This is a genomic window from Streptomyces sp. NBC_00162 (assembly GCF_024611995.1).
Lineage (GTDB): Bacteria > Actinomycetota > Actinomycetes > Streptomycetales > Streptomycetaceae > Streptomyces.
The window spans coordinates 188,747-208,176 of record NZ_CP102509.1 but is presented as its reverse complement, the minus strand read 5'-3'; the positions used below and the strand labels follow the sequence as shown (position 1 = coordinate 208,176).

Here is a 19,430-nt window from a genome sequence, read left to right as displayed (position 1 = left end):
TGGGGGGTGAGGGTTGCGGTGACGATGGTCATGGCGGTGGTGGCGAAGTGGGTTCCGAGGCAGTTGCGCGGCCCTCCGCCGAACGGCATGAACGCGTACTTGGGCAGCGGGTTGGCGGCGCGGTCGGTCCAGCGGTCCGGGTCGAACGTGGTGGGCCGGTGGTAGTGGCGGGGGTCGCGGTGGAGGACGAAGGGGCTGACGGCGACCTTCTGGCCGGGGCGCAGGGGGTAGCCGGCGAGTTCGGTGGGTTCCTCGATGGTCCGCTGGAGGAACCAGAGCGGGGGTAGAGGCGCAGGGTCTCCTTCACGACGGCTTCGGTGACGGCCAGCCGGGGCACGTCGGACGCGGTGGGTAGCGCGCCGGCGAGTTCCCGGTCGGCCTCGTCCCGTACCCGCCGACGGACTTCCGGGTGCCGGTCGAGGAGGAGGAGCAGCCAGGCGAGCGCGGCGGCGGTGGTCTCGTGGGCGGCGAAGAGGTTGGCGACGATGACGCTGGTCGCGCCCTCGTGGGTGAGGGCGCCTTCGTCGCACGCGGTGTTCAGGAGGTCCGCGACCACGGAGGGCGAGTCGTCCCGCCTCGTCGTACGCCGCCGGCGTATCAGGGAGGAGACTTCGTCGGCTAGGTCGCGGCCGGCGCGCTGGAGGCGGCGTCGGCGCAGCGCGTGCCAGCGGGCCGGCAGGGGCAGTGTGGGGGGCAGCAGCGCGTCCTGCAGGCGGGCCAAGAGGTCGGGGACGTCGCCGGTCTCGGGCCCGAGGCAGAACTCGGCGATCAGGTGGGCGGTGAGGTCTTCCAGTGCGGGGATCGCTTCGATCCTGCCGCGTGCGTGCCAGGTGTCCGCGTGGCGGACGACGGTCGACGCGAGGCTGTCCCGGGCGGCGCGCATGCTGGTCCGGTTCAGGCCGCGTCCCGCCAGGCTGCGGGCCCGCATCCACAGGGCCAGGTCTTCGGAGGCGCGGCTTCCGTCGGTCGCCTCGCCCAGCAGGTCGCTGGAGATGCCGTAGGTGGTGTTGGTGTGCTTGAGGACCTCCTCCGCCAGGGCGGGCGAGTTCACGATGTACAGGTCGTCGTCGAAGCGGACCAGGTCGCCGTACTGCTGCTGGTCGAGGAGGAAACCGAGGTGGTCCCGCTCGAACGCGCGCCGGTTGCCGTACCGACCGGCCCCCGAGGGGCCGGGCGGCACACGGGAAGACAGCATCTGCTACCGCGCCTGTACGTAGTAGTAGTAATACGCACTGGAGTGGTCCGACCCTCCGAGCATGCTGCTGCGTTGCACCTTCGCCCCGGAGGGATCGTTGGCCAGGTGGGCGGAGCTCGACGCGGCCTGGGCCGATCCGGCGCTGAGGAGCGCGGCGACGGCGGAGGCGGCGATGAGGAGCGACTTGCGGAGGGGGATCAGGGCAGCCATGGCTGTCCTCCTTCGGGGTGGGATGGGCGGCGGTTCCGCCCGGTTCGTTGCCCTCATTAGTCCACCCGCGGCATCCGGGGGTCATGCCCCGGGAACGCGTGGCATGACCCCCGCGCCCGCGTCTGCCACAATGCGGGCTTTCGCGCGCCCCCGGCTCCGCCCGGCCGAGGCCGCCCCGTCGCGGAGCGGAGCGGTTCAGCCCGAGGACGTGGTCGGGCGGCCCCGCCCGGCGGAGGACGTCCCGAAGGCGGGAGCGGCCGCGGCGCCGCCCGTCGTGGCGGGGCGCGCCGGGACTCCACCGGAGACCGGGATCCCGTTGCCCGCCGGGGTCGGTCCGGCGGCGGTGGCCGGCCGGGCCGCGCTCGCCCGGTGCGGGGCGAGGTCCTCGCCCACGGTCACGCCGGGGACCAGGCTGCCGGCCCCCATCAACCCACCGACTCCAGCCTGAAATCCTCAGTAACCGGTTCCTGCGGCCGGAGCCACTGACCGGAGCAGCAGTGCGGGCCGCCACCCTTACCGGGGATGCTGTTGGCGAAACCGGGACTGCGCTCTGTTCCACTGGCCATCGCGTGGATACAGAGCGCAGCCAGAACGAAGAGGGGGTTACAAGGGGCGGACCAGTTCCGCTTGCGGACCCTTCTGCCCCTGGGTGACCTCGAACTCCACCCGCTGGTTCTCTTCCAAGCTCCTGTATCCGTTGGTCTGGATGGCTGCGAAGTGCACGAACACGTCGGGGCCGCCATCGTCCTGGCTGATGAAGCCATACCCCTTGTCGGCGTTGAACCACTTCACAGTGCCTGTTGCCATCGGTTCCACTCCTTCATCCGTACCACGGCGCGATCTTGACGCCCCAGCCGCAGCCCAATCGATCAGACTCCGGCACTTGATCATTTCCTCCCGCCGAGGCGAAATCCGCCATCCTCGCCGGTGTCCGGCGTCCAGACGGCGGGCCCGCCGCCCCGCCATTCGATGAGCAGCGGATCATCCAGGCGGACGACGTCGGGGTCCAGGCCGGCCCGGCGCAGGAACTCGAGGAGGTCGGCGGTGCCGAGGGCGCGGCCGAGGATTTCACCGTCGCAGCGGACGCGGCGGCCGCCCTGGGCGTCCGGCGGATGACGCCGACACGCGGGGCAGGGCTCATCCCTTCACCCTGCCGGTATCCGCTCACTCCAGCATTCCGAGCGCGGTGTCGGGCCGGCAGTGGGGGCAGGCGGGGTGGCCTTCGGCGAGCAGTTGCCGTATCTGCTCGGGGGTGGCGGGGGTGCAGCGGTTGCCGGTGTCCCAGCAGTCCCCGGTGTGTACGCAGGCCGGAAGCCGGCCGCCTCCGATCCCGCGCTCGATCAGCCACGCGGGCGGCTCCTTCGGCGGCAGCCGGGATGCGGCGATGGCCTCGCGCTCCTCCGCCGTGGCCAGGGCCTGTTCGGCCCGGCCCAGTTCGCCGCGCAGGTAGGTGACCAGCGTCCGCAGCCGAGGCAGGTCAGGCGGCAGGACAGACACGGCTTCAGTCTCCGTACTGCGCCCGCCGCGCGCCCTTACACGCCTCGCACAAGGGTTCGCAGGGGCCCCGTATCGCGCACATGGCGGGCTTGTTGACTGCACTGACGGTGCTCACGCCCCGGCGCCGTGATTCGGGGTAGGGCGGCGGTCAGACCCTGACCGCCCGTTCTCGATGACGAGGGCCAGCCCGCTCGCGCCAGGCGTTCGGGGCCCGGGAAGCGGATCGCCGCGTCGGAACGCCGAGGATCGATAGGGGGACGAACTGCGCCTGACTATGGGACAGTTCATGATGTCGTGCCACCGACTGCCGGGGGGAAGGGCGGAATATGGCGCACGAAGAGAAGGTCATGCTGACGGCTCGCGAGGTGAGCTACTTGTGGCCGGGCGTCCGTACTCACTCGGTGCATGTGAATGCGCTGGCCCATGGGGTGCGGATGGGAACGGAGAGCTGGCTGACCACTACGGGGTACGCCCACAAGGAGTGGTATAACGCCGACGACGTGCGCCGAGTGGCCCCGCAGGTAGCAGCCGAGCCACTCAAGGGGCCGTCCCAGGTACCGTGCTGTCTGGTGCTGATCGTTCTGGCAGCGGCACCGCTCGTGTGGCTGGCGATACAGATAGAAAGCGCAGGCGGGTGGTGAAGGTCAAGTGTGTGGCTGCGCGGCCGGCCAGCCGCGAGATGCTGGGGTGTCAATTGCATCATCTCTGGCTCGTTGGGCAGGGCGCTTCCGAGTCTCAAGGAGAGGCCGATCAGATGCCTACACGCGTGGGTACGGCGTCCGCACGTCCGTAGCCGAGCACCTGGGTGAGGACTTGTCGGAACGTGATGAGGTCTTCGGCCGGCGCTTCGATGACGGCCTCGATCTCGCTGTCGGTGCAGAGAAGCCACCAGCCGTGTTGCAGGTACGGCCACGGGGCCAGCCCCTTGAGTCAGAGCTGTAAGGCCCTGAAGGCCGCTGTCTGAGTGCCTGCTTCTGATCCCCGGGCAGAGGCGTCTGGCTACCCTGAGAGCAGGGGAGCCGTATTCGCGGCCGTCAACGGCGTCAACGCCCTGCTCGGTCAGGTTCACCGAGATCAACCTGACCTCTGGCCGCTCCACCAGCAGGCACCTCAAGAGATCCGTTCCCGGAACCGCCACACCCACCTCTTCCTCGACGCCCCCACAGACATCCAGAGCACGCGGGCGGCAGCCCGCAGTGAGCGCCGGATCGAGGCCGTCCCGGCCCCGCTGCGCCACGTCCAGGACCAGCTCACCACCTAGCCCCACCGCCCGGTGTGCCGGCGCCTCCACCTGGACAGTCGTCGTAGCCGGCCCCGCTCCCGCCTCGGATACCGTGTTCCTCTACGGGGTGCCATAACGGATGTGACGCCCCCCACCGGAGGTAGTCAGCGAATGAGTTCAAAGCGCAGCAAGAATCCAGCCCTGCCCGTACTTGACGACGCATTCCGACTCGCGTCGGTCAAGGACGCCGAAGAGTCCACCCGTGACTTGGCCGCGCGGCTGGCCACCACCGAGCTGCGCCGCGTTTCCCACCCGGGCCGGGTCACCTGGGAGCCCACCGATCAGGCCGAGCCCGTACCGGTCCCGCCGACTGTGGTCGACGGTGACGGGGACCTGTGGCTGCGGGACCGGGGCACTGGCACCTGGACCATGCCCGAGTTCAACCCGAAGGAGTTCCCGGCCCGCTGTGGCGAGGTTCTGACGTGGAACCAGCTTGCCCGCGAGTTCGGCCCGCTTACCGCACTGGCCGACGACCGCCGCATCGGCGGCGGCCGGCGCTGACCGCGCAGCCTTCTGGTGTCGCTGGTCGGTGAAACTGAGCAGTCGTCAAGGCTCTGACCTGGGGTTGTGCAGTTTGGGTGAGCGGTTTTGGTGATGGGTCGGCTCACTGAATCTGGGCAGCATCGGGGTTCGTTGGTCTTCTGACCTGCGGTGTTCGCCGACCTGACCGCCGCTGCGCAGGTTGGTTGAGTGCTGCGCAGATTGATGGGCGTCGTGTGACTTTCAGTGGGTGGCGTCAGTTGTTTGCACTGGGTGTGTGAGGCGTCTTTGCTGGTAGTTGGGGTGGGTGGGCTCGTGGGGATGTCGTTTTCTTGGTGAAGGTCGCTGTCGTTTTCCAGTGAAGCCGAGACGGAGCAGCGAGCCTGCACTGTGGCGGCGTGAGCGGCCGGGACGGGGACCGCCACCAGCGCGCCCGCCACTAGGCCGAGGACGGCCGGGACATGCCGACGAGACATCGGAGACTCCTCTTTCTGCGGTGTACGGCCGGCCGTCAGGGGACCGCAACCAGCCGAGCCCAGCCGATCATGCGCAACCGACGTCGGCTTCCCGGCGTGATCCGTACGGGCAGGCGGACGGCCCGGACGGAGCACGAAGACGCCGAATGGGCCACGACACGCGAAGGGTCGCACTCCAGGGCCGGCCCCTTCTCCGTGACGCAGCTCGCCGCACGACGGCCTCGGTCTCTGTGACCCGTCGACGCAGCGCTGCGGGAGGACATGGTCTTCGAGGCCATCACCGGCGTGCCGGCTCCCCGGGACGAGGCACCGTGGTCGCCGAGCCGCAGGCAACGCGAGGCTGTCCGGAGCCGGCGCCATGCACAGGCATGCGCACGTGGCTCTTTTGGAGGCACGAGCGCACCCATGTGTGTTCCGCTGGTGGCGGGCTGCGCCGCGCGGCGGTCAGCGATAGTAGGGCTCGACCGCAGCCCGTACCTCGTCGAGCAGCGCGGGGCCCTCCTGCGGCACGGGCGGTCGGCTGCTGCCCGGTCTGATGTCCAGGAGCTGTTCGGCGGACAGGGCGAACACCACTCGCCGCAGCCCTGCCCATTGGATGACGGCCTCGCACATCCCGCACGGCTGGCAGCTGGTGTACATCGTGGTGCCTGCCGCCGTCTGCGCGTCGAGTTCTCTTGCGGCCCACCTCGCCAATTTGAGTTCCGGGTGTGCAGTGATGTCGTTGTCGGTGCGGGTGGTGTTGTGCTCCTCGGCCAGGATCGTTCCGTCCGGTCCTGCCAACAGAGATCCGAAGGGCGGGTTGCCGCTCGCGTGTGCCTTGGCCGCGAGAGAGATGGCCTGTCGGAGGAGGGTGTGGTCGTCGGGTGTGGTCATGACTGCTCCATCGTGGTGCGGTGGGGGGCGCTGGGCGGGAGACGGTGCGCGGCTACGGTGGCGAGGGCCTGCCAGGCCGCCTGCGGGTGACATGTCGCGTGGGGGTCGCCCTGGTAGGTGTCCAGGACGACGTACTTGGCGCCCAGCAGCCTTAGCTGGTCGAGGTCGTCCATGATCTGGTCGATGGTGCCCTCACCGGCGAGCCGTCCTGCTCCGTCGACCGGTTCCTGGGTGAGTCGCAGGGCGATGCGGGGAGCCAGGGCGGGCACCGGCAGGTGTTGCTCGTCCGCGTACGTCTCCAGCCTGCCTGCGGCTTCGCGCAGCCACGGCATGGTGGGGCGCAGCGGATGCCATGCGTCTCCGAGTCGTACGGCCCGGCGCAGCCCCGCGTCGCTGTTGCCGCCGACCCACACCGGGATCCGGCGGTCTCCGTATGAGGCGGTGTCCTTCCAGGCGGCCCGGATGTCCCGCAGGTGGCCGTCGGTCAGCTGTCCGCGCTGTGAGAACGGGATGTCGAGGGCAGCGAACTCCTGCCGCGCCCAGCCCACTCCCACGCCGAGGACCAGCCGGCCGCCGCTCAGCTCATTCAGATTGGCCGCCATTCGGGCGGTGAGCAGCGGGTGCCGGTAGGGAGCGATGAGGACAGTCGTGCCGAGCTGGATGCGGGTGGTGAGGCCGGCCAGCCAGGACAAGGTGGTGAAGGGCTCGTAGAAGGGGGCCGGATAGCGCTCGGCGACATCCGGCGTAATGGCTACGTGGTCCGAGATCATCAGTAGGTCGAAGCCCAGGCCCTCCACGGTCTGGGCCCAGCTTCGCAATACTCCGGGGTCAGTGCCCGGGCCGAAATTGAGGACGTTCACTCCGATCTTCATAGGCCCAACCCTAGGCAGGGCGTATGGATCGCCAGAAGGGATTCCCGCCTGTTCAGAGGCGGTTCAGCCGTGGATCCGCCGGTAGAATGGGCGTATGACCGAGAGTCTCGACGTGACGGACTGGGCCATCCTGACCGAAGTCCAACGGGACGGCCGGATCCCGTTCACCGAGCTGGCGCGGCGGGTGAACCTGAGCGCGTCGGCGACCAAGGAGCGGGTGCGCCGGCTCGAGGAGGCCGGGGTGATCGCGGGGTACCGTGCGGAGGTGAACCCGGAGCGGACCGGTTACCCAGTGATGGCGGTGGTCCGGCTCAAGTACCCGGGGCCGGGAACCCGGCACCAGCCGCTGCGCCGGCTGCTGGAGGAGCGCCCGGAGATCCTGGAGTGCCTGCGCACCACCGGAGACGACTGCTACGTCATGAAGGTGACGGCCACGTCGATGGCCCACCTGGAGGAGGTCGTTGACGAGCTGGCCGAGTTCGGGAGCACTACCACCAACCTCGTCCTCAGTCGGACGCTCCCGTTGCGCGGCCCGGGGGTGCCGCGGGTGAACACCGTCAGGTAGTACTGCAAGTTGTATCGGACACTTCTGACAGTCGAGACCCTTTACGCCACCTGAACCCGCACTTCTCGCCACAGCCCAGTCATCCGCCGGCCACAGTTCACCGACTCGATGCGCTGCGGTCCCCGCCGCTTCGCGGGTGGGTCCTTGGGCGGCTGTCTCAGCGGTGGGATGTGCGGAGCACAAGGTGACGCGGGGACCTTGGTCCATGCGCTGCCGGCTGCTCCAGCCATCCATGCAGCGGGCCAGGTTCTCGGGGGTAAACCAGCCTTGACCGTCGCCCTTGAACGGCCGTGCCAGCACTTGGAGGAGAGGCGGCCTCCAGGCGAAGCCACCGCGTCGTGGACCACAGACGAGAGCCCGGGCCCCTTCGCACGCACACGTGCGAGGCTCAGGTTGAGGGGCGCGAGGTCGAGTCCGGACACGAAGTGTCAGTCCGCGGCATCGGCGAACCGGTGCCGGTCGTCGCCGAGCTCGGCCAGCGCGCAGGCTCCTCCATACGGGTGCGCTGGGCGTCGAACATCAGGTCCGGCAGGTCGATCCTCAGAAGGCATCGCCTCCGCGGTGGTCTTCAACCAGCTCAGGAGTTCGGCTCGCCCCGCAACACACAGCGCAGCTATCGACGTGCTCGTCGTAGGTATGGGCAGGGCGGCCGACGGTCCTTCCTGGACGGAATGTGACCTTTTCCGCTGGGCGACTGTGAAAGCAGAGTGGTTACTTCCACTTCCTGGGGCGGAGGTTTCAGGAGAGTCGGATTGCGCGGTCACCCAGCCTATTGTTCCCGTTCCGTTGTGCTGTCAACATTGGCGGGACTGGGGGAGGTGTAGTGGTTCATGCTTTGAGGATTCATCGTCGGCTTGTGGTCTCCGTGACCGGTTCCGTGGTGCTATTTGCAGCACTTCTTGTGTCCGTCTTCAAGATTCTCGGTGACCGCACTCAGGCTTTCAGTGCGGCATCGGTGCTGCTGTCTGGTATTGCGCTGGCAGGTGTCGCAATGTCGCTCATGTATCAAGCCCGGCAAACGAAGGCTGTGAGAGACGAACGGGACAGAGCTACGCATCGACAGATGGTCTATCTGGCCATGGAGGATCCCGCCTTGGCTGTGTGCTGGGAACCGCCTGACGCTCCGATCGTATTCGAGCGGTACCGGCAGGTCATCTTTACCAATCTGATCATAGGTAGATGGCATGCTGCGTATCAGCTTGGGGATATAGACGCCTCCACACTTCGCTTTATCCTTGATCGGCACTTTCGCGGCGAAATAGGAAGACTGCATTGGCGTCTTGGTAGCAGTACATGGCTTCAAGGCGCCGTCGGAGGGCGGGATCGAAGAGCTGCGATGTTTGCCGAGATAGTGGAAGAGAGGTATCGGGCCGCGATCAGTGCAGGGCCTGCGGTGCCGGCGGACGGCTACTTCATTCAGTCAGGTACTGCCGCCGAATCTTAGAATTCGTGCGGGCCTGCTTATCGCTTGGCATGAGGTGCAGCGCCCGAGCCGGCGGTGGGGCGGCCCCTCACCCCGAGCCGTAGCCGGCCATACGGCCGCCTCGGCCTGTCGCCCCGGGGATGCGGTACATGAACGACACCGTCATAGATGACGCCACCTTCCCCATCTCAGCACCAGCGTTCGTGTCCGGGGTCGAGGACGCGCCGGTTGAGGACGCGGCCAGGGCGGCGGGGCCGCACGGCACGCTGACCTCGGCAACTCCTTCGCCAGAGCGCACGGAGCCGGTCCTTCGCCCCCGGCCTCTCCAGCGGTCCGTGTACCGCCACCGTGCTCAGACGGATCGCGTCCGCCGAGGTGCTCGTGGCCGTAGCGTTCTACCGTGGGACGCATGCGGCTCCTGCTGACCTCGGACACCCACATCCCCACCCGCGCCACGTCACTCCCGGAAGCCCTCGTGGCCGCCGTCGACGACGCCGACGCCGTCATCCACGCCGGGGACTGGATCGACGAGCCCACACTCGACCTGTTGGAGTCCAGGTCCCGCCGGCTGATCGGCGTGTACGGCAACAACGACGGCCCCGGCCTGCGCCGCAGACTCCCGGAGGTCGCTTACGCCGAGCTGGAAGGAGTGCGCTTCGGGGTTGTGCACGAGACGGGAGCGGCCGCCGGACGGGAACGGCGCTGCGCCGCACGGTTCCCCGAGGTGGACCTCCTGGTTTTCGGCCACAGCCATATTCCGTGGGACACCACCGCCGGGAGACTGCGCCTGCTCAACCCGGGCTCGCCCACGGACCGCAGACGCCAGCCCTTCTGCTCGTTCATGACGCTGACGGTCGCTGACGGGAGGGTGTACGACGTGACGCTCCATCGTCTGCCCCGGCGGCGCTGAGCCCTCCCACGCGGCCGCGGGCCTCGACAAGGCCGCAGCCGAACATCCCGGCGACCCGACCGCCGTGGCGCAGGCCGTCGCCGTGCAGGGCGTCGCCCATAACCATCCCGAGTACCCCGGCCCCGCATCGGACGACCACGACATATCGGTTGTGGAATTGTCTGCCGCCCAGATCAAGGTGCGCTGGGCGTTCACCCCGGCCGCGCTCCCCAAGGCCGGAGCGCTCGACGCACTCGGCCCGCAAGGACTGCGCGCAGCTCCGTTTTCCGTCACGGGATACGGCACGCAGGAGGCCGTACGCGGCCCCGGCGGCCACACCCATCCCGGCTGCGGTGTCCGCATGAAGGCCCCCGTCACCTTCGACGCCCTCAACGACGCCTGGACCGGTCGGGGGCAGCGAGCAGCGAGCAGCGGACGGCGTGAGCGCAGCGCCGACGGGAGCCGTTCGAGCATTCCCAGCAGGGTCTGGCGGGCTTCCGGGTCGCGCGGGGTCTCAGCGGCGAGCCGACGCTGAACACCAACGGTCCCCGACCTCGCATTGGGCGATCGAGGCCGCACTGCCGGCGGTTGTCTTCCTCACCGGAAGCGCGACCACGCTGTTCGCGCTTGAGGAGAGGCTGGCCGTCTTCCCATCCGAGGGATGGCTCGAAGGCGTCAAGGCCGGGGCCGCCAAGGCAATCGGAGCCGTCGAGATCCTGACCGCGATGGCCTTGATCCTGCCTGCCCTACTCGAAATCGCGACGGTGTTCGTGCCACTGGCCGCCACCGGCGGGCTGCTGCTGACGGCCGGCACGTTCGTCACGCGCCTACAGCGTGACGAATCGGTGATCGCGGTGGACCTGGCCTACTCCTCTCCGAACGGCAGGCACCGCGACCGGGGGCCCGGCTGGTCCACCGACGGACGCCGACATCCTGGCCACACTGACAGCCAGGGAGTTCGCGGCGTCGGAGCGCCGGCTGACCGCGCCCGGCACGGGTCCCGTGGCGGTGCTGGGGGAGGTGCGGGTAATCGACCGGTTCCGGTCGGAGTCGGGCGGCCCGCGGGGGACGTCTGGGTTGGCCGGCCTGCGGGGCACCGCTGCGGACGGCGCGGCGGGCGGAGTGGTCCGCCACGAGGTACCTGTACGCCGGCCCGCGAAGGGCGTGCGTGTGCAATGGGCACGGCTGCGGCGGCGTCGTCCCGTCGACTGGTGCCGCGAGCATGGGCAGGCTGTCGGGCCGGTGCTGGAGTGGCACTGAGTGGCACCCCGGCGGCGGAATCCGCTGCGTCGTACCGGCGCGGTCGCGCGCCTCGTGACCACACGGAGAGGCCGTGCCCGAGCTGGGCGCCGCCCTCTTCGCTGCGCAAGTCGACAACTCCGTGTCCGTGCATGCTCGTCCGCTTGTGGGCATGACGACGCCGGAGCAGCGGGACCAGAGCGCGGGAATCGCGCTTCCGCGGACGTGGGTGACGGCTTGGTGCGGGCTGATGACGGGGCGTCGCTCCATCATGTGATGGTGTGGGGTCTGGCCTGGGGCGGTAAATCTGACGCCACGATGTTGCATTGGACCCAACAGCCGAGCGGGGGAGTACCGCTGCGAGGTATCTGATCGTCGAGGCCCTCGACCGCGCACGACTGCGCACGGCCGCCACCTCCCGACCCTCCCGCCGGTGCCCAGTCGACGGCCCTAGACTTCACGAGCTGCGAAAACGCGACGGGGGAGCAGCGACATGGGTAGTGATGCGAGTGGTGCCAGTGGTGCAGTGGACGGCAGTTCTCCCCTGATGTCCGCGGTCCGAGCCGGAGACACCGCCCTGGTGAAGAGGCTGCTTCTGCAGGACAGTGACTCCGACGTCAGGGACGCCGCGTTCTGCCTGGCCGTCGGAAGGTACTCGGGAGCCATAGCCCAACTGCTACTCCACCACGGCGCCGACCCCAGCCGGTGCGGACCGGGCGAACTGCTACCACTGCGCGAAGCGGTGGATTCGGGCTCGCCCGCCCTGGTCGAGGCGCTCCTGTACGACACGATTAGGGGAGGTACAGCGAGTCCGAGCTCCTGGAGGCGCGGGATCTCGCGCGCCGCTGGCACGAGGCGGGCGTCGACACCGAACTGCGGCGCCTCACGGGCTCCCGGGATGCTCTTGTCCGTACCCGCGTTCAGGACGACGAGTACTACAGCGTCGACGAGTACTTCCTCGGGGGGATGACTGTTCGCGATGGGCACGCGGCGATTCTCACGCATCTGGAGGATCTGCTGGGCAGCCGTAGCTCCTTCGAGGAGCTGATGGCACGCGCGTTGAACCGCTACCAGGACCATGCCGCATGGGGGAATGCCGCCATCCTGTTGGCCAACCGTCGAGACCGGGAGACCTGGACGGCGGCCGCGGCGCTGCGAACACATTCCGAGCCGTCCCGCCGTTTGTTCGGTGCTGAGGTGCTACGGCTGACCCACCTCTTCGACGACAGTGACGAGGGCGCGTTCGCCGGCCCTGCCCTGGACCTCTTCACCGACTGGTCGACGGAGGAAGAGGACCTCGCCGTGCTCACCGAGGTGCTGGTCGCGCTCGGAGAACACGGCGATCCGCGGGCGGACGCGGCCCTTACGCCCTACGCCGGGCACCCCGACGCGGGGGTACGGTGCGCGGTGGCACGCGGGTTCGGCACATGGCCCGAGACACCTGCCTGCACTGACGATGTTCGTGAGGCGCTGCTGGTGCTGATGACGGACATGGACTCCGTGGTCCGGCGGGCCGCCTGCCTCACGGTGGCCGAGGGAAGGGACCACGATCCCGTCTTCGCCGACGCCATGGCTGCTTTGCTGGACGACACGGACCGCCGAGTCCAGGTCACCGCCGTGTACGGGCTTGCGCTGCACAACGACGAGCGGTGCGTGGAAGCGGCACGCCGCCTTGCCCCAGCACCGCCCGGCACCCCGCACGAGTACGAACTCGACGCAGTGTGGCGATACGAGTGGCGCCGCGACGGCCGCTGACACCGGTCACGGCCGCGCAGGTCGGCCACGGGGCCGCTCGGGCCACGCGTCAGGACCTTGAGCGCCGAGCAGGCTGCTGCCGTCCTCGGGTACGGGCCCTGGCGGGCCCTCCGGGCGAACCGCCGGGCGCTCTCCGGGCGCGTTCACCGGCGATTCGGTCCGCTACGCGGAGCGCTTTTGCCAGGCGCCTTCGGCGCGCACCGGGCCAAAAGGCGGGCGGGCCTCGCGCGGCCTCCTGGGACACACCCCAGAAGCCGCAAAAGACGCGAACGGCACCCGCATGACCGTGATCTGCTGCTCCCATTGCACAGGACCGTCGTCGTACCGAATCCAGCCGAGCACCCTTGGCGACGCGGCGGCCCCTTGACGGGCTGCGGTGATCAGCTCTCCCCAGCGGCCTCGCGGCCTGCTCCTCGCTCGCGCGGGGATGGCCGCCGGCACCCTGGACCTGAACGTCGCCTTCCGCCCGAAAGACGACGTCCAGGTCTCGGTCTTCACTCCCCGTTGGTCCCGCTGACCCGTTCGACCGGGATCCATAGCTGGGAGTCCGTCTCCGCGCCGATCTCCACCGGCTGTGTCCGCAGCAGCTCCGGACCCGGCCGGCTCGCGTACGGGTTCGAGGGGAACCACTGCGTGAACACGTCCCGCCACAGCTCCTGGAGGGCGCTCGGATACGGCCCGTGGTTGTCGAAGACCGCCCAGGCCCCGGCCGGTACGTCGAGGGCGTCGAGCTCCTCCGCGGCCGCCTCGGGGCCGGTGACCACGCCGATCCAGTAGTCCACCTCGGCGCCCTCCTCCCGGCTGTCGGTCAGATGCACCACCGCCGACAGGACCCCTTCGGCTCCCCGTCGGCCAGCTTCTTCATCCTTACGATGGCCTGCTCGTCCAGGCTCTCCACGTGTGCCGCGGCCGCCGCGTTGACCCCCTCGTGCACGAGGGGGACCCGCGCCTTCCTTCCAACGACCCGAAACGCTTCCTTCTCGACGATCCGATACCGCATGGTCGTACTCCCTTCGACGACGACACGGAAGGACATGCGCGACTGCGCCGTGAGCGTCGCACCCGTGCGCCGGGCCTCGCCTGGCCCGATGCCGTGCACCGACCGGAACGCCCGGGCGAACGCCTCGCCCGAGCCGTACCCGTACCGCACGGCCACGTCGAGCAGCGTCCGCTCCCCGCCCAGCACCTCGGCCCCGGCAATCGTCATGCGCCGGCGTCGTATGTACACGGAGAGCGGCATCCCGGCGAGCGCCGAGAACAGGCGCCGGAAGTGGTACTCCGACGTCATCGCGATCCGGGCGACTTCGACGATGTCGACCTCCCGGCCGGCCTCCGCTTCGAGGCAGCGCTCGATGTGGTCGAGCGCCTCGTTGAGCTGCTCCAGCACGGGTGCGTGTCCTTCCCTCTGATGTCTTCACCGTATGAATCACCTCGCTTCCAGGGCCCGATGATCCGTGCCCGGAACGATCGGGTGACCGATTGCGTCACGAGCCTGAAGCGACGGCACGCGTCGGACTTGCGGTGTACGCCGCGTCAACTGCTACGGCTTCGTGCGGGGCCGGAACCACCAGCCCCGGCGAAGGAAGAGCACCGTTGATGGCCTGGTCGATCGCGTACGTGGCCGGATGTCCGCCCGTGACGTCCCAGACCCTGCGGCACTATCACGACATAGGCCTGCTGCCGCCCGCGTACATCGCGAGCAACGGGCAGCGCTGCTACGGGAAGGGCCGACTGCCGCGGCTTCAGCGGATCCTGCTCAGCGCGAGGTCACCGCGCAGATGATCCCCTCGCTTCGCGGAGTCCACAGCCGTCGGCACGCCCGTCGCCGACCCGGCGGTCCAGGCGGACGTGGACGCCCACTGCCGTGGCGTCTGCCGCTTGTTGTGCATAGTGTGCTCATGTATCGGTTCGTGGGTCAGGCCCGCCTCGAATGGTGGGCCAATCACTCGACTTGCCTTGAGATGTACGACATCACCGTCACTGTCGACGCGGTCGGCACGTTGCGGGCAACCGGTCGGCATGCCAGCACCCTCGACACGACCCAGCGCGAGGGTTGGGACTTCCTCATGGAGATGGCTCCCTACTTCTCCATTGCGTTTCTCAGCGAGGATCGCGGCGGGATCGTGGTGCGGGTCATCGAGGCAGAGAATGGAACCCTCTCGCTCACGGAGGCACCGGACTGGGACGGCTCCGCGAACGGCACCTTCGACCTCACCTGAGCCAGCCTCCGAAGGGGCAGGGACCGCCTTCGCTACCCTGCGACCGACTCCGGGGTGTCGCCCCTTACTGATCTTTCAGAACGAAGCACCAACTGCAATTGGTGGTGCACCCGATCCGTCGCACAAACCGGTTTACGGGCGCGCATACGCAGTCGGCAAGCGGATGCTGCCTGAGCCTGAATGCCGGGTCGGGCGACGCAGGTCGGGGCATGCTGGGGGTGCGTGCGCTCACGCACTCTACTTCGGCGGGGGCCGGTCGGTGTTACGCATTCTCTTCACGAAAGAAGACCTTGCCCGGACCCGGGTGGCCGCAACGATCGGCGTCGCAGCGGAGGTCTACTACAGCCTGGAGCTGCTGAGAGACAACCGGGAACTTCCTCACTTCCGCACGTGGCGGTCAGCGGTCGCGCGCCGGATGGGAGCGGACACCCGCCCCCTGACCTCCCTGGTTCCGGTGCGCGGTCCCGGGCTCGATCTGCTGGCCCTGATGGGCGATGTGCCCTCTCTGGACCACGCCGTGGACAACCTGCTGCACGCCCCGGTGTCCCGGCTGCGACGCGAGTTCGAGGGTCTCGACTTCCACCCCGGACACCTGCCATGGGCCAGGCGGGTGTCCGAGGGCGAACGCGACGCGCTGCGGGAGCTCGCCGAGGCCGTGCGCGCCTGCCATCGGCTGACCGTTGAGCCCTACTGGCATCGAGGGCGGGCCGAACTGGTCGCGCTGTCCACCCGTTGCGCGAACCTGGTGTTGGAGGGGGCATCGATCTGCTGCTGCGTTCGATCTGCCCGCCACTGGTCCGCTGGCGTCCACCGGTGCTCGAAGCTCCCTACCCGCGCCGAGTCGAGGTGCGTCTCCAGGGAAGGGGACTGATCATCACGCCCACGGTCTTCTCGAAGCGCCCGGTGAGCTTTCTGTGGGACCCGCTCGATACCGCCCAGCCACCCCGACTGACCGTGCCGGCTCTCCGTCGGCCGCTGACCGGCACCGGACCGGAAAAAGCGGACGGCTCGGCCGTGCGGAACCTGGAGTCTCTGCTCGGCCGTACGCGAGCTGCCGCCCTGCACGTGACAGCAGAAGGGTGCACGACGAGCGAACTGGCCCGCCGCCTCAACGTCACGGCCGCAGCGGCCAGTCAGCACGCGACCGTGCTGCGGAACACGGGCCTCATCACCACCACCCGCCGAGGCGGGTCCGTGCTGCACCTCATCACCCCCTCGGGCTGGCCCTGCTGAGGACCGGTGCCCTGACGCAACCGTGAGGCCCGAAGGGCGCCGCGGCATCAGACCGGTGAGCGCGGTGCCGCCCCGCTCAGGTGCCACCGGACCTCGTGCCGAGGGCGCGTGAGGCGCCGCGCCTGCTGTCCCGTTGCCCCTTTAAGAGGTCCTAACAAAGGCGTTGGACGTGTCGGTGGGTGATGAGGCAGGTGGCGAGGCCGAGGAAGGCCTCGTGGATGTCGTCGCGTCGTTCCCACCGGATTCGTAGCCGGCGGAAGCCGTGGAGCCAAGCGATGGTCCGTTCCACGACCCACCGGTAGACGCCGAGGCCGGAGCCGTGCGGGACTCCGCGGCGGGCGATCACGGGTTTGACTCCGGTAGCCCAGACCAGGCGGCGGTACTTGTCGTGGTCGTAGCCGCGGTCGGCCAGGAGTGTGTCTGGGCGTCTGCGGGGCCGGCCGACGAGGCCGGCGACCGGTGGGATCTTGTTCAGCAGCGGCATCAGCTGGGTGACGTCGTTGCGGTTCCCGCCGGTCAGCGAGACGGCGAGCGGGATGCCCTGGCCGTCGACGATGAGGTGGTGCTTGCTGCCCGGACGTGCGCGGTCGACCGGGCTGGGCCCGCTTTTGGGCCCCGTCGAGCGGCCCGGACATGGGAGGAGTCGATCACCGCCCGGGACCAGTCCAGCTTCTTCGCGACCCGCAGCTTCTTCAGCAGCACCAGGTGCAGCTGGTCCCACACTCCGGCCTCGTTCCACGCGGCCAGGCGCCGCCAGCAGGTCATCCCGGAACCGAAGCCCAGCTCCTGCGGCAGATACTCCCACTGAATCCCGGTATGCAGCACAAACAGGATCCCGCACAGGGCCTGCCGGTCCGGCACCCGAGGGCGTCCCTCCACCTGTTTCGGCGCCGGCTCAGGCAGCAACGGCTCGATGAGCGACCACAGTTCATCCGACACGATCCATGGCCGCGACTGACGTTTCCCCACGGCCAGACCAACGACCGCCCGAACCGAAAGTCACATGATCAACAGCTTCTGTTAGGACCACTAAGCCGTGACTTAAGAGGTAGGCCGCAGGTGACCGACCCGCCCAGGATGTGAAGCCGCAACCGGCTCATCCCACCATGGAGATCGCATGAAGACTCATCTCGCCGCCGCCCTCGGTTCCGTCGTGCTGACCGCGGGCACGTTGCTGTGCGCTCCCGCCGCCGGAGCGCAGACCGCCGCATACCCGACCACCGCTGTCGACGTTACGTACGGAGCCAGCTACGTCCGCGGCACACTGACCTGGTACAACCGGTCGGTCGGGGTCGAGGGAACGCTCCGGGCCGTCGGCTGCCGCAGGGCGTGGTTCGGCGCGTACGGTGCCTCCGGCAACGAGCTCGGCGCCAGGAGCACCAGTACCAAGTGCGACGTGACGTATCCCGTCAGTACCGGAATCCCTGCGGATGTGCCCGGTGGGGCCGCGTATGTGATCGTCTGTATCGACGATGCGAACGCGAACCCGCTCAAGTGCGTGCGGTACGACCGGCCCTGACCCCTTCGACCGGTCGGAAGTGACGTCGCCACACCAGCCCCGGGGCGGAACGACACGCGACGCCCCGGGAGCTGATCTCGCCGCCCCGCTAGGCAGTGATGCCTGCCATCGACGGCCAGGCCCCAGAGGGCCTGATACCGCTACGACGATGCCGCCGTCCTGAGCCTCCATGGTGGGCCGCGCGCCCTGGCTCAGCATCACAGCAGCCGGGCCGTTCCCGACGGCTGGTACCCGGCACCCTGCGTCGTCCACCCCGAGCAAGTGACCGAGTACCCGAGGAATGACTGCCCCCGGGATCTCCGCGACGCACTCGAGGACCGTTTCGAAGCGCTGCTGGCAGAAACCGGGCTGCGGTACTCATCGCATCTTGCCGACGCACCGGGAATCAAGCTGGGTGGCTACCCAGGCTGGAGCCAGGAGCCCTGCTGGCCGGACTGCGAAACGTGCGGAGGCCGGATGGAGCACCTCCTGACCGTGGCCGAGGGGGAATTGGGTCTGCTGCAGGTTTGGGTGACAGGTTGGGTCACGCGGCCTGGAGGGCCGGTGTGGTCATGACGGTTTCGAATTCGACGGGGTCAGCCGGCCGAGTGAGGTTTGTCTGCGGCGTCGGTGGTAGGTCTTCTCGATCCAGGTGACGATCGCGATCCGCAGTTCCTGACGGGTGGCCCAGGCACGGCGATCAAGGACGTTCTTCTGCAGCAGGCTGAAGAATGACTCCATGGCCGCGTTGTCGCCCGCCGCCCCGACCATCCCTATCGAACCGGTCATCTGGTGGCCGTCGAGCGCCCGGACGAACTTCCTCGACCGGAACTGCGATCCGCGATCGCTGTGCAGAATGCACCCGGCGACGTTGTCACGTCGGGCCACGGCATTGTCCAGGGCTGCGACGGCAAGGCGGGACTTCATCCGCGCGTCGATCGAGTAGCCCACGATTCTCTTGCTGAAGACGTCCTTGATCGCACACAGATACAACTTCCCCTCCGCTGTGGGATGTTCGGTGATGTCGGTGAGCCACAGCCGGTTCAGGCCGGCCGCGGTGAAATCGCGGCGGACGAGGTCGTCGTGCACCGGCGGCCCTGCCTTCTTGGTCCGGCCGCGCTTCTTCCCGAACACACTCCACCAGCGGTTGTCCCGGCAGATCCGCCACGCGGTCCGGTCCGCCATGGCGGCCCCGGTGCCGCGCGCTTCGTCGACCAGGAAGCGGTAGCCGAACTCCGGGTCGTCACGGTGGGCGTCGAACAACACGTTTGCGCGATACGCCTCCGCGAGCACGGCGTCGGCCACCGGCTTGTCGAGCCAGCGGTAGTAGGGCTGTCTGGCGAGCTTCAGGACCCGGCACGTCACCGTGACGGGCACCCCGTCCCTGGCCAGCTCCTTCACGAGCGGGTAGATCCTTTTCCCGGCAGATGTGCCTGCGACAAGTAGGCCGCGGCCGCCGCAGAACCTCGTTCCCCTGCTCCAGCAGCTTGATCCGCCGACGTGCATCCCGAAGTTCCGCGCTCTCCTGGCTGGACGTTCCGGGCTGTGTCCCCTCGTCGATGTCCGCGCGGCGCATCCACTTCCACAGCGTCATCGCGTGGACTCCGAAGTCGGCAGCCACCTGCTCGATCGTCACACCCGGGCCACGGTTCCTCGCGACCCGTACGACATCCTCGCGGAACTCTTCCGGATAAGGCTTGGGCACAGCGACATCCTTCCCACCC

Annotated in this window: 22 protein-coding genes and 4 pseudogenes; 15 read left to right on the top strand and 11 right to left on the bottom strand. The window is 68.7% G+C overall.

Translation table 11 applies throughout. From position 1 onward, the window contains the following. Window positions 1–5: 5 nt before the first annotated feature. The 6 genes and pseudogenes from JIW86_RS41945 to JIW86_RS01165 form a co-directional block, all read right to left on the bottom strand. A pseudogene (locus tag JIW86_RS41945) lies at window positions 6–224 on the bottom strand (cytochrome P450); the annotation flags it as partial. A gap of 62 nt (window positions 225–286) precedes the next feature. Next, window positions 287–883 (bottom strand): annotated as a pseudogene (locus JIW86_RS41940) (cytochrome P450); the annotation flags it as partial. 315 nt (window positions 884–1,198) lie between these two features. Next, entirely contained in the window at window positions 1,199–1,405 is a 207-nt protein-coding gene (locus tag JIW86_RS01185; RefSeq protein ID WP_257552094.1) for a hypothetical protein, read from the bottom strand. 195 nt (window positions 1,406–1,600) lie between these two features. Further along, complete coding sequence (locus tag JIW86_RS01180) at window positions 1,601–1,831, bottom strand: hypothetical protein (protein WP_030711777.1); 231 nt, start codon at window positions 1,829–1,831, stop codon at window positions 1,601–1,603. A 177-nt stretch (window positions 1,832–2,008) separates the two neighbouring features. Next, a complete protein-coding gene (locus tag JIW86_RS01175; protein ID WP_257552093.1) occupies window positions 2,009–2,212 on the bottom strand; it encodes a cold-shock protein in 204 nt (67 codons plus the stop codon). Window positions 2,213–2,569: 357 nt separating this feature from the next. Further along, on the bottom strand, window positions 2,570–2,902 hold the full coding sequence (locus JIW86_RS01165) for a DUF6233 domain-containing protein (protein ID WP_257552092.1): 333 nt from the start codon (window positions 2,900–2,902) through the stop codon (window positions 2,570–2,572). A 326-nt stretch (window positions 2,903–3,228) separates the two neighbouring features. On the opposite strand from JIW86_RS01165, the gene JIW86_RS01160 reads away from it, so the two are divergent. The 3 genes from JIW86_RS01160 to JIW86_RS01150 all read left to right on the top strand — a co-directional run bounded on the left by JIW86_RS01160 (window position 3,229) and on the right by JIW86_RS01150 (window position 4,685). Then, window positions 3,229–3,543: a hypothetical protein gene (locus JIW86_RS01160; protein ID WP_257552091.1), complete on the top strand. Its 315-nt coding sequence runs from the start codon at window positions 3,229–3,231 to the stop codon at window positions 3,541–3,543. A 323-nt stretch (window positions 3,544–3,866) separates the two neighbouring features. Continuing rightward, window positions 3,867–4,163 carry a hypothetical protein gene (locus tag JIW86_RS01155; protein WP_257552090.1) on the top strand — a complete coding sequence of 99 codons (297 nt, stop codon included), beginning with the start codon at window positions 3,867–3,869 and terminating at the stop codon, window positions 4,161–4,163. Window positions 4,164–4,295: 132 nt separating this feature from the next. Further along, entirely contained in the window at window positions 4,296–4,685 is a 390-nt protein-coding gene (locus JIW86_RS01150) for a hypothetical protein (RefSeq protein ID WP_079403197.1), read from the top strand. 899 nt (window positions 4,686–5,584) lie between these two features. On the opposite strand, the gene JIW86_RS01145 is transcribed toward JIW86_RS01150, so the two are convergent. Continuing rightward, window positions 5,585–6,013, bottom strand: coding sequence for a nucleoside deaminase (locus tag JIW86_RS01145; protein ID WP_257552089.1), 429 nt, complete (start codon window positions 6,011–6,013; stop codon window positions 5,585–5,587). Continuing rightward, on the bottom strand, window positions 6,010–6,885 hold the full coding sequence (locus JIW86_RS01140) for a TIGR03619 family F420-dependent LLM class oxidoreductase (RefSeq protein ID WP_257552088.1): 876 nt from the start codon (window positions 6,883–6,885) through the stop codon (window positions 6,010–6,012). Before JIW86_RS01140 ends, JIW86_RS01145 begins: the two co-directional genes overlap by 4 nt. A gap of 94 nt (window positions 6,886–6,979) precedes the next feature. Here JIW86_RS01140 and JIW86_RS01135 point away from each other — a divergent pair, with 94 nt between their 5' ends. From JIW86_RS01135 to JIW86_RS01110, 7 genes are all read left to right on the top strand, one after another. Beyond that, complete coding sequence (locus JIW86_RS01135) at window positions 6,980–7,450, top strand: Lrp/AsnC family transcriptional regulator (protein ID WP_257552087.1); 471 nt, start codon at window positions 6,980–6,982, stop codon at window positions 7,448–7,450. A gap of 856 nt (window positions 7,451–8,306) precedes the next feature. Beyond that, window positions 8,307–8,894, top strand: coding sequence for a DUF6082 family protein (locus JIW86_RS01130; RefSeq protein WP_257552086.1), 588 nt, complete (start codon window positions 8,307–8,309; stop codon window positions 8,892–8,894). Between the two features lie 388 nt (window positions 8,895–9,282). Beyond that, on the top strand, window positions 9,283–9,783 hold the full coding sequence (locus JIW86_RS01125) for a metallophosphoesterase family protein (protein WP_257552085.1): 501 nt from the start codon (window positions 9,283–9,285) through the stop codon (window positions 9,781–9,783). A gap of 64 nt (window positions 9,784–9,847) precedes the next feature. Continuing rightward, complete coding sequence (locus JIW86_RS01120; RefSeq protein WP_257552084.1) at window positions 9,848–10,297, top strand: hypothetical protein; 450 nt, start codon at window positions 9,848–9,850, stop codon at window positions 10,295–10,297. Then, window positions 10,203–11,177 carry a DoxX family protein gene (locus tag JIW86_RS01115; protein WP_257552083.1) on the top strand — a complete coding sequence of 325 codons (975 nt, stop codon included), beginning with the start codon at window positions 10,203–10,205 and terminating at the stop codon, window positions 11,175–11,177. The genes JIW86_RS01120 and JIW86_RS01115 overlap by 95 nt, the downstream gene beginning before the upstream one ends. Window positions 11,178–11,494: 317 nt before the next feature. Continuing rightward, a complete protein-coding gene (locus tag JIW86_RS41935) occupies window positions 11,495–11,971 on the top strand; it encodes an ankyrin repeat domain-containing protein (protein ID WP_416237506.1) in 477 nt (158 codons plus the stop codon). Next, on the top strand, window positions 11,968–12,756 hold the full coding sequence (locus JIW86_RS01110; RefSeq protein ID WP_257552082.1) for a HEAT repeat domain-containing protein: 789 nt from the start codon (window positions 11,968–11,970) through the stop codon (window positions 12,754–12,756). The genes JIW86_RS41935 and JIW86_RS01110 overlap by 4 nt, the downstream gene beginning before the upstream one ends. 494 nt (window positions 12,757–13,250) lie before the next feature. Here JIW86_RS01110 and JIW86_RS01105 read toward each other — a convergent pair. Beyond that, window positions 13,251–14,143 (bottom strand): annotated as a pseudogene (locus JIW86_RS01105) (AraC family transcriptional regulator). A gap of 209 nt (window positions 14,144–14,352) precedes the next feature. Here JIW86_RS01105 and JIW86_RS01100 point away from each other — a divergent pair. The 4 genes from JIW86_RS01100 (at window position 14,353) to JIW86_RS01085 (ending at window position 16,208) form a co-directional block, all read left to right on the top strand. Next, complete coding sequence (locus JIW86_RS01100; RefSeq protein WP_257552081.1) at window positions 14,353–14,538, top strand: MerR family DNA-binding transcriptional regulator; 186 nt, start codon at window positions 14,353–14,355, stop codon at window positions 14,536–14,538. A 116-nt stretch (window positions 14,539–14,654) separates the two neighbouring features. Next, a complete protein-coding gene (locus JIW86_RS01095) occupies window positions 14,655–14,975 on the top strand; it encodes a hypothetical protein (protein WP_257552080.1) in 321 nt (106 codons plus the stop codon). Window positions 14,976–15,279: 304 nt separating this feature from the next. Continuing rightward, window positions 15,280–15,846, top strand: coding sequence for a hypothetical protein (locus JIW86_RS01090; RefSeq protein WP_257552079.1), 567 nt, complete (start codon window positions 15,280–15,282; stop codon window positions 15,844–15,846). An 83-nt stretch (window positions 15,847–15,929) separates the two neighbouring features. Continuing rightward, window positions 15,930–16,208, top strand: coding sequence for an ArsR/SmtB family transcription factor (locus tag JIW86_RS01085; protein ID WP_257552078.1), 279 nt, complete (start codon window positions 15,930–15,932; stop codon window positions 16,206–16,208). Between the two features lie 151 nt (window positions 16,209–16,359). Here the strand turns inward: JIW86_RS01085 and JIW86_RS01080 are convergent. Then, window positions 16,360–17,177 (bottom strand): IS5 family transposase gene (locus JIW86_RS01080; RefSeq protein WP_416237505.1). Its coding sequence is split into 2 segments (ribosomal slippage): window positions 16,360–16,845 and window positions 16,848–17,177, totalling 816 coding nucleotides; the frame shifts between segments, so codons are not numbered across the junction. Window positions 17,178–17,325: 148 nt separating this feature from the next. Between JIW86_RS01080 and JIW86_RS01075 the strand changes: the two genes are divergently transcribed. Beyond that, window positions 17,326–17,727, top strand: coding sequence for a hypothetical protein (locus JIW86_RS01075; RefSeq protein WP_257552077.1), 402 nt, complete (start codon window positions 17,326–17,328; stop codon window positions 17,725–17,727). A gap of 523 nt (window positions 17,728–18,250) precedes the next feature. On the opposite strand, the pseudogene JIW86_RS01070 reads toward JIW86_RS01075, so the two are convergent. Beyond that, window positions 18,251–19,411, bottom strand: a pseudogene (locus JIW86_RS01070) (IS3 family transposase). Window positions 19,412–19,430: the final 19 nt, after the last annotated feature.

What these genes read in the sequence shown, in the direction of transcription:
- JIW86_RS01185 (WP_257552094.1), bottom strand. Translation starts at nt 1,405, where the DNA reads ATGGCTGCCCTGATCCCCCTCCGCAAGTCGCTCCTCATCGCCGCCTCC.
- JIW86_RS01180 (WP_030711777.1), bottom strand. Translation starts at nt 1,831, where the DNA reads ATGGGGGCCGGCAGCCTGGTCCCCGGCGTGACCGTGGGCGAGGACCTC.
- JIW86_RS01175 (WP_257552093.1), bottom strand. Translation starts at nt 2,212, where the DNA reads ATGGCAACAGGCACTGTGAAGTGGTTCAACGCCGACAAGGGGTATGGC.
- JIW86_RS01160 (WP_257552091.1), top strand. Translation starts at nt 3,229, where the DNA reads ATGGCGCACGAAGAGAAGGTCATGCTGACGGCTCGCGAGGTGAGCTAC.
- JIW86_RS01150 (WP_079403197.1), top strand. Translation starts at nt 4,296, where the DNA reads ATGAGTTCAAAGCGCAGCAAGAATCCAGCCCTGCCCGTACTTGACGAC.
- JIW86_RS01145 (WP_257552089.1), bottom strand. Translation starts at nt 6,013, where the DNA reads ATGACCACACCCGACGACCACACCCTCCTCCGACAGGCCATCTCTCTC.
- JIW86_RS01140 (WP_257552088.1), bottom strand. Translation starts at nt 6,885, where the DNA reads ATGAAGATCGGAGTGAACGTCCTCAATTTCGGCCCGGGCACTGACCCC.
- JIW86_RS01135 (WP_257552087.1), top strand. Translation starts at nt 6,980, where the DNA reads ATGACCGAGAGTCTCGACGTGACGGACTGGGCCATCCTGACCGAAGTC.
- JIW86_RS01125 (WP_257552085.1), top strand. Translation starts at nt 9,283, where the DNA reads ATGCGGCTCCTGCTGACCTCGGACACCCACATCCCCACCCGCGCCACG.
- JIW86_RS41935 (WP_416237506.1), top strand. Translation starts at nt 11,495, where the DNA reads ATGGGTAGTGATGCGAGTGGTGCCAGTGGTGCAGTGGACGGCAGTTCT.
- JIW86_RS01110 (WP_257552082.1), top strand. Translation starts at nt 11,968, where the DNA reads ATGACTGTTCGCGATGGGCACGCGGCGATTCTCACGCATCTGGAGGAT.
- JIW86_RS01100 (WP_257552081.1), top strand. Translation starts at nt 14,353, where the DNA reads ATGGCCTGGTCGATCGCGTACGTGGCCGGATGTCCGCCCGTGACGTCC.
- JIW86_RS01095 (WP_257552080.1), top strand. Translation starts at nt 14,655, where the DNA reads ATGTATCGGTTCGTGGGTCAGGCCCGCCTCGAATGGTGGGCCAATCAC.
- JIW86_RS01075 (WP_257552077.1), top strand. Translation starts at nt 17,326, where the DNA reads ATGAAGACTCATCTCGCCGCCGCCCTCGGTTCCGTCGTGCTGACCGCG.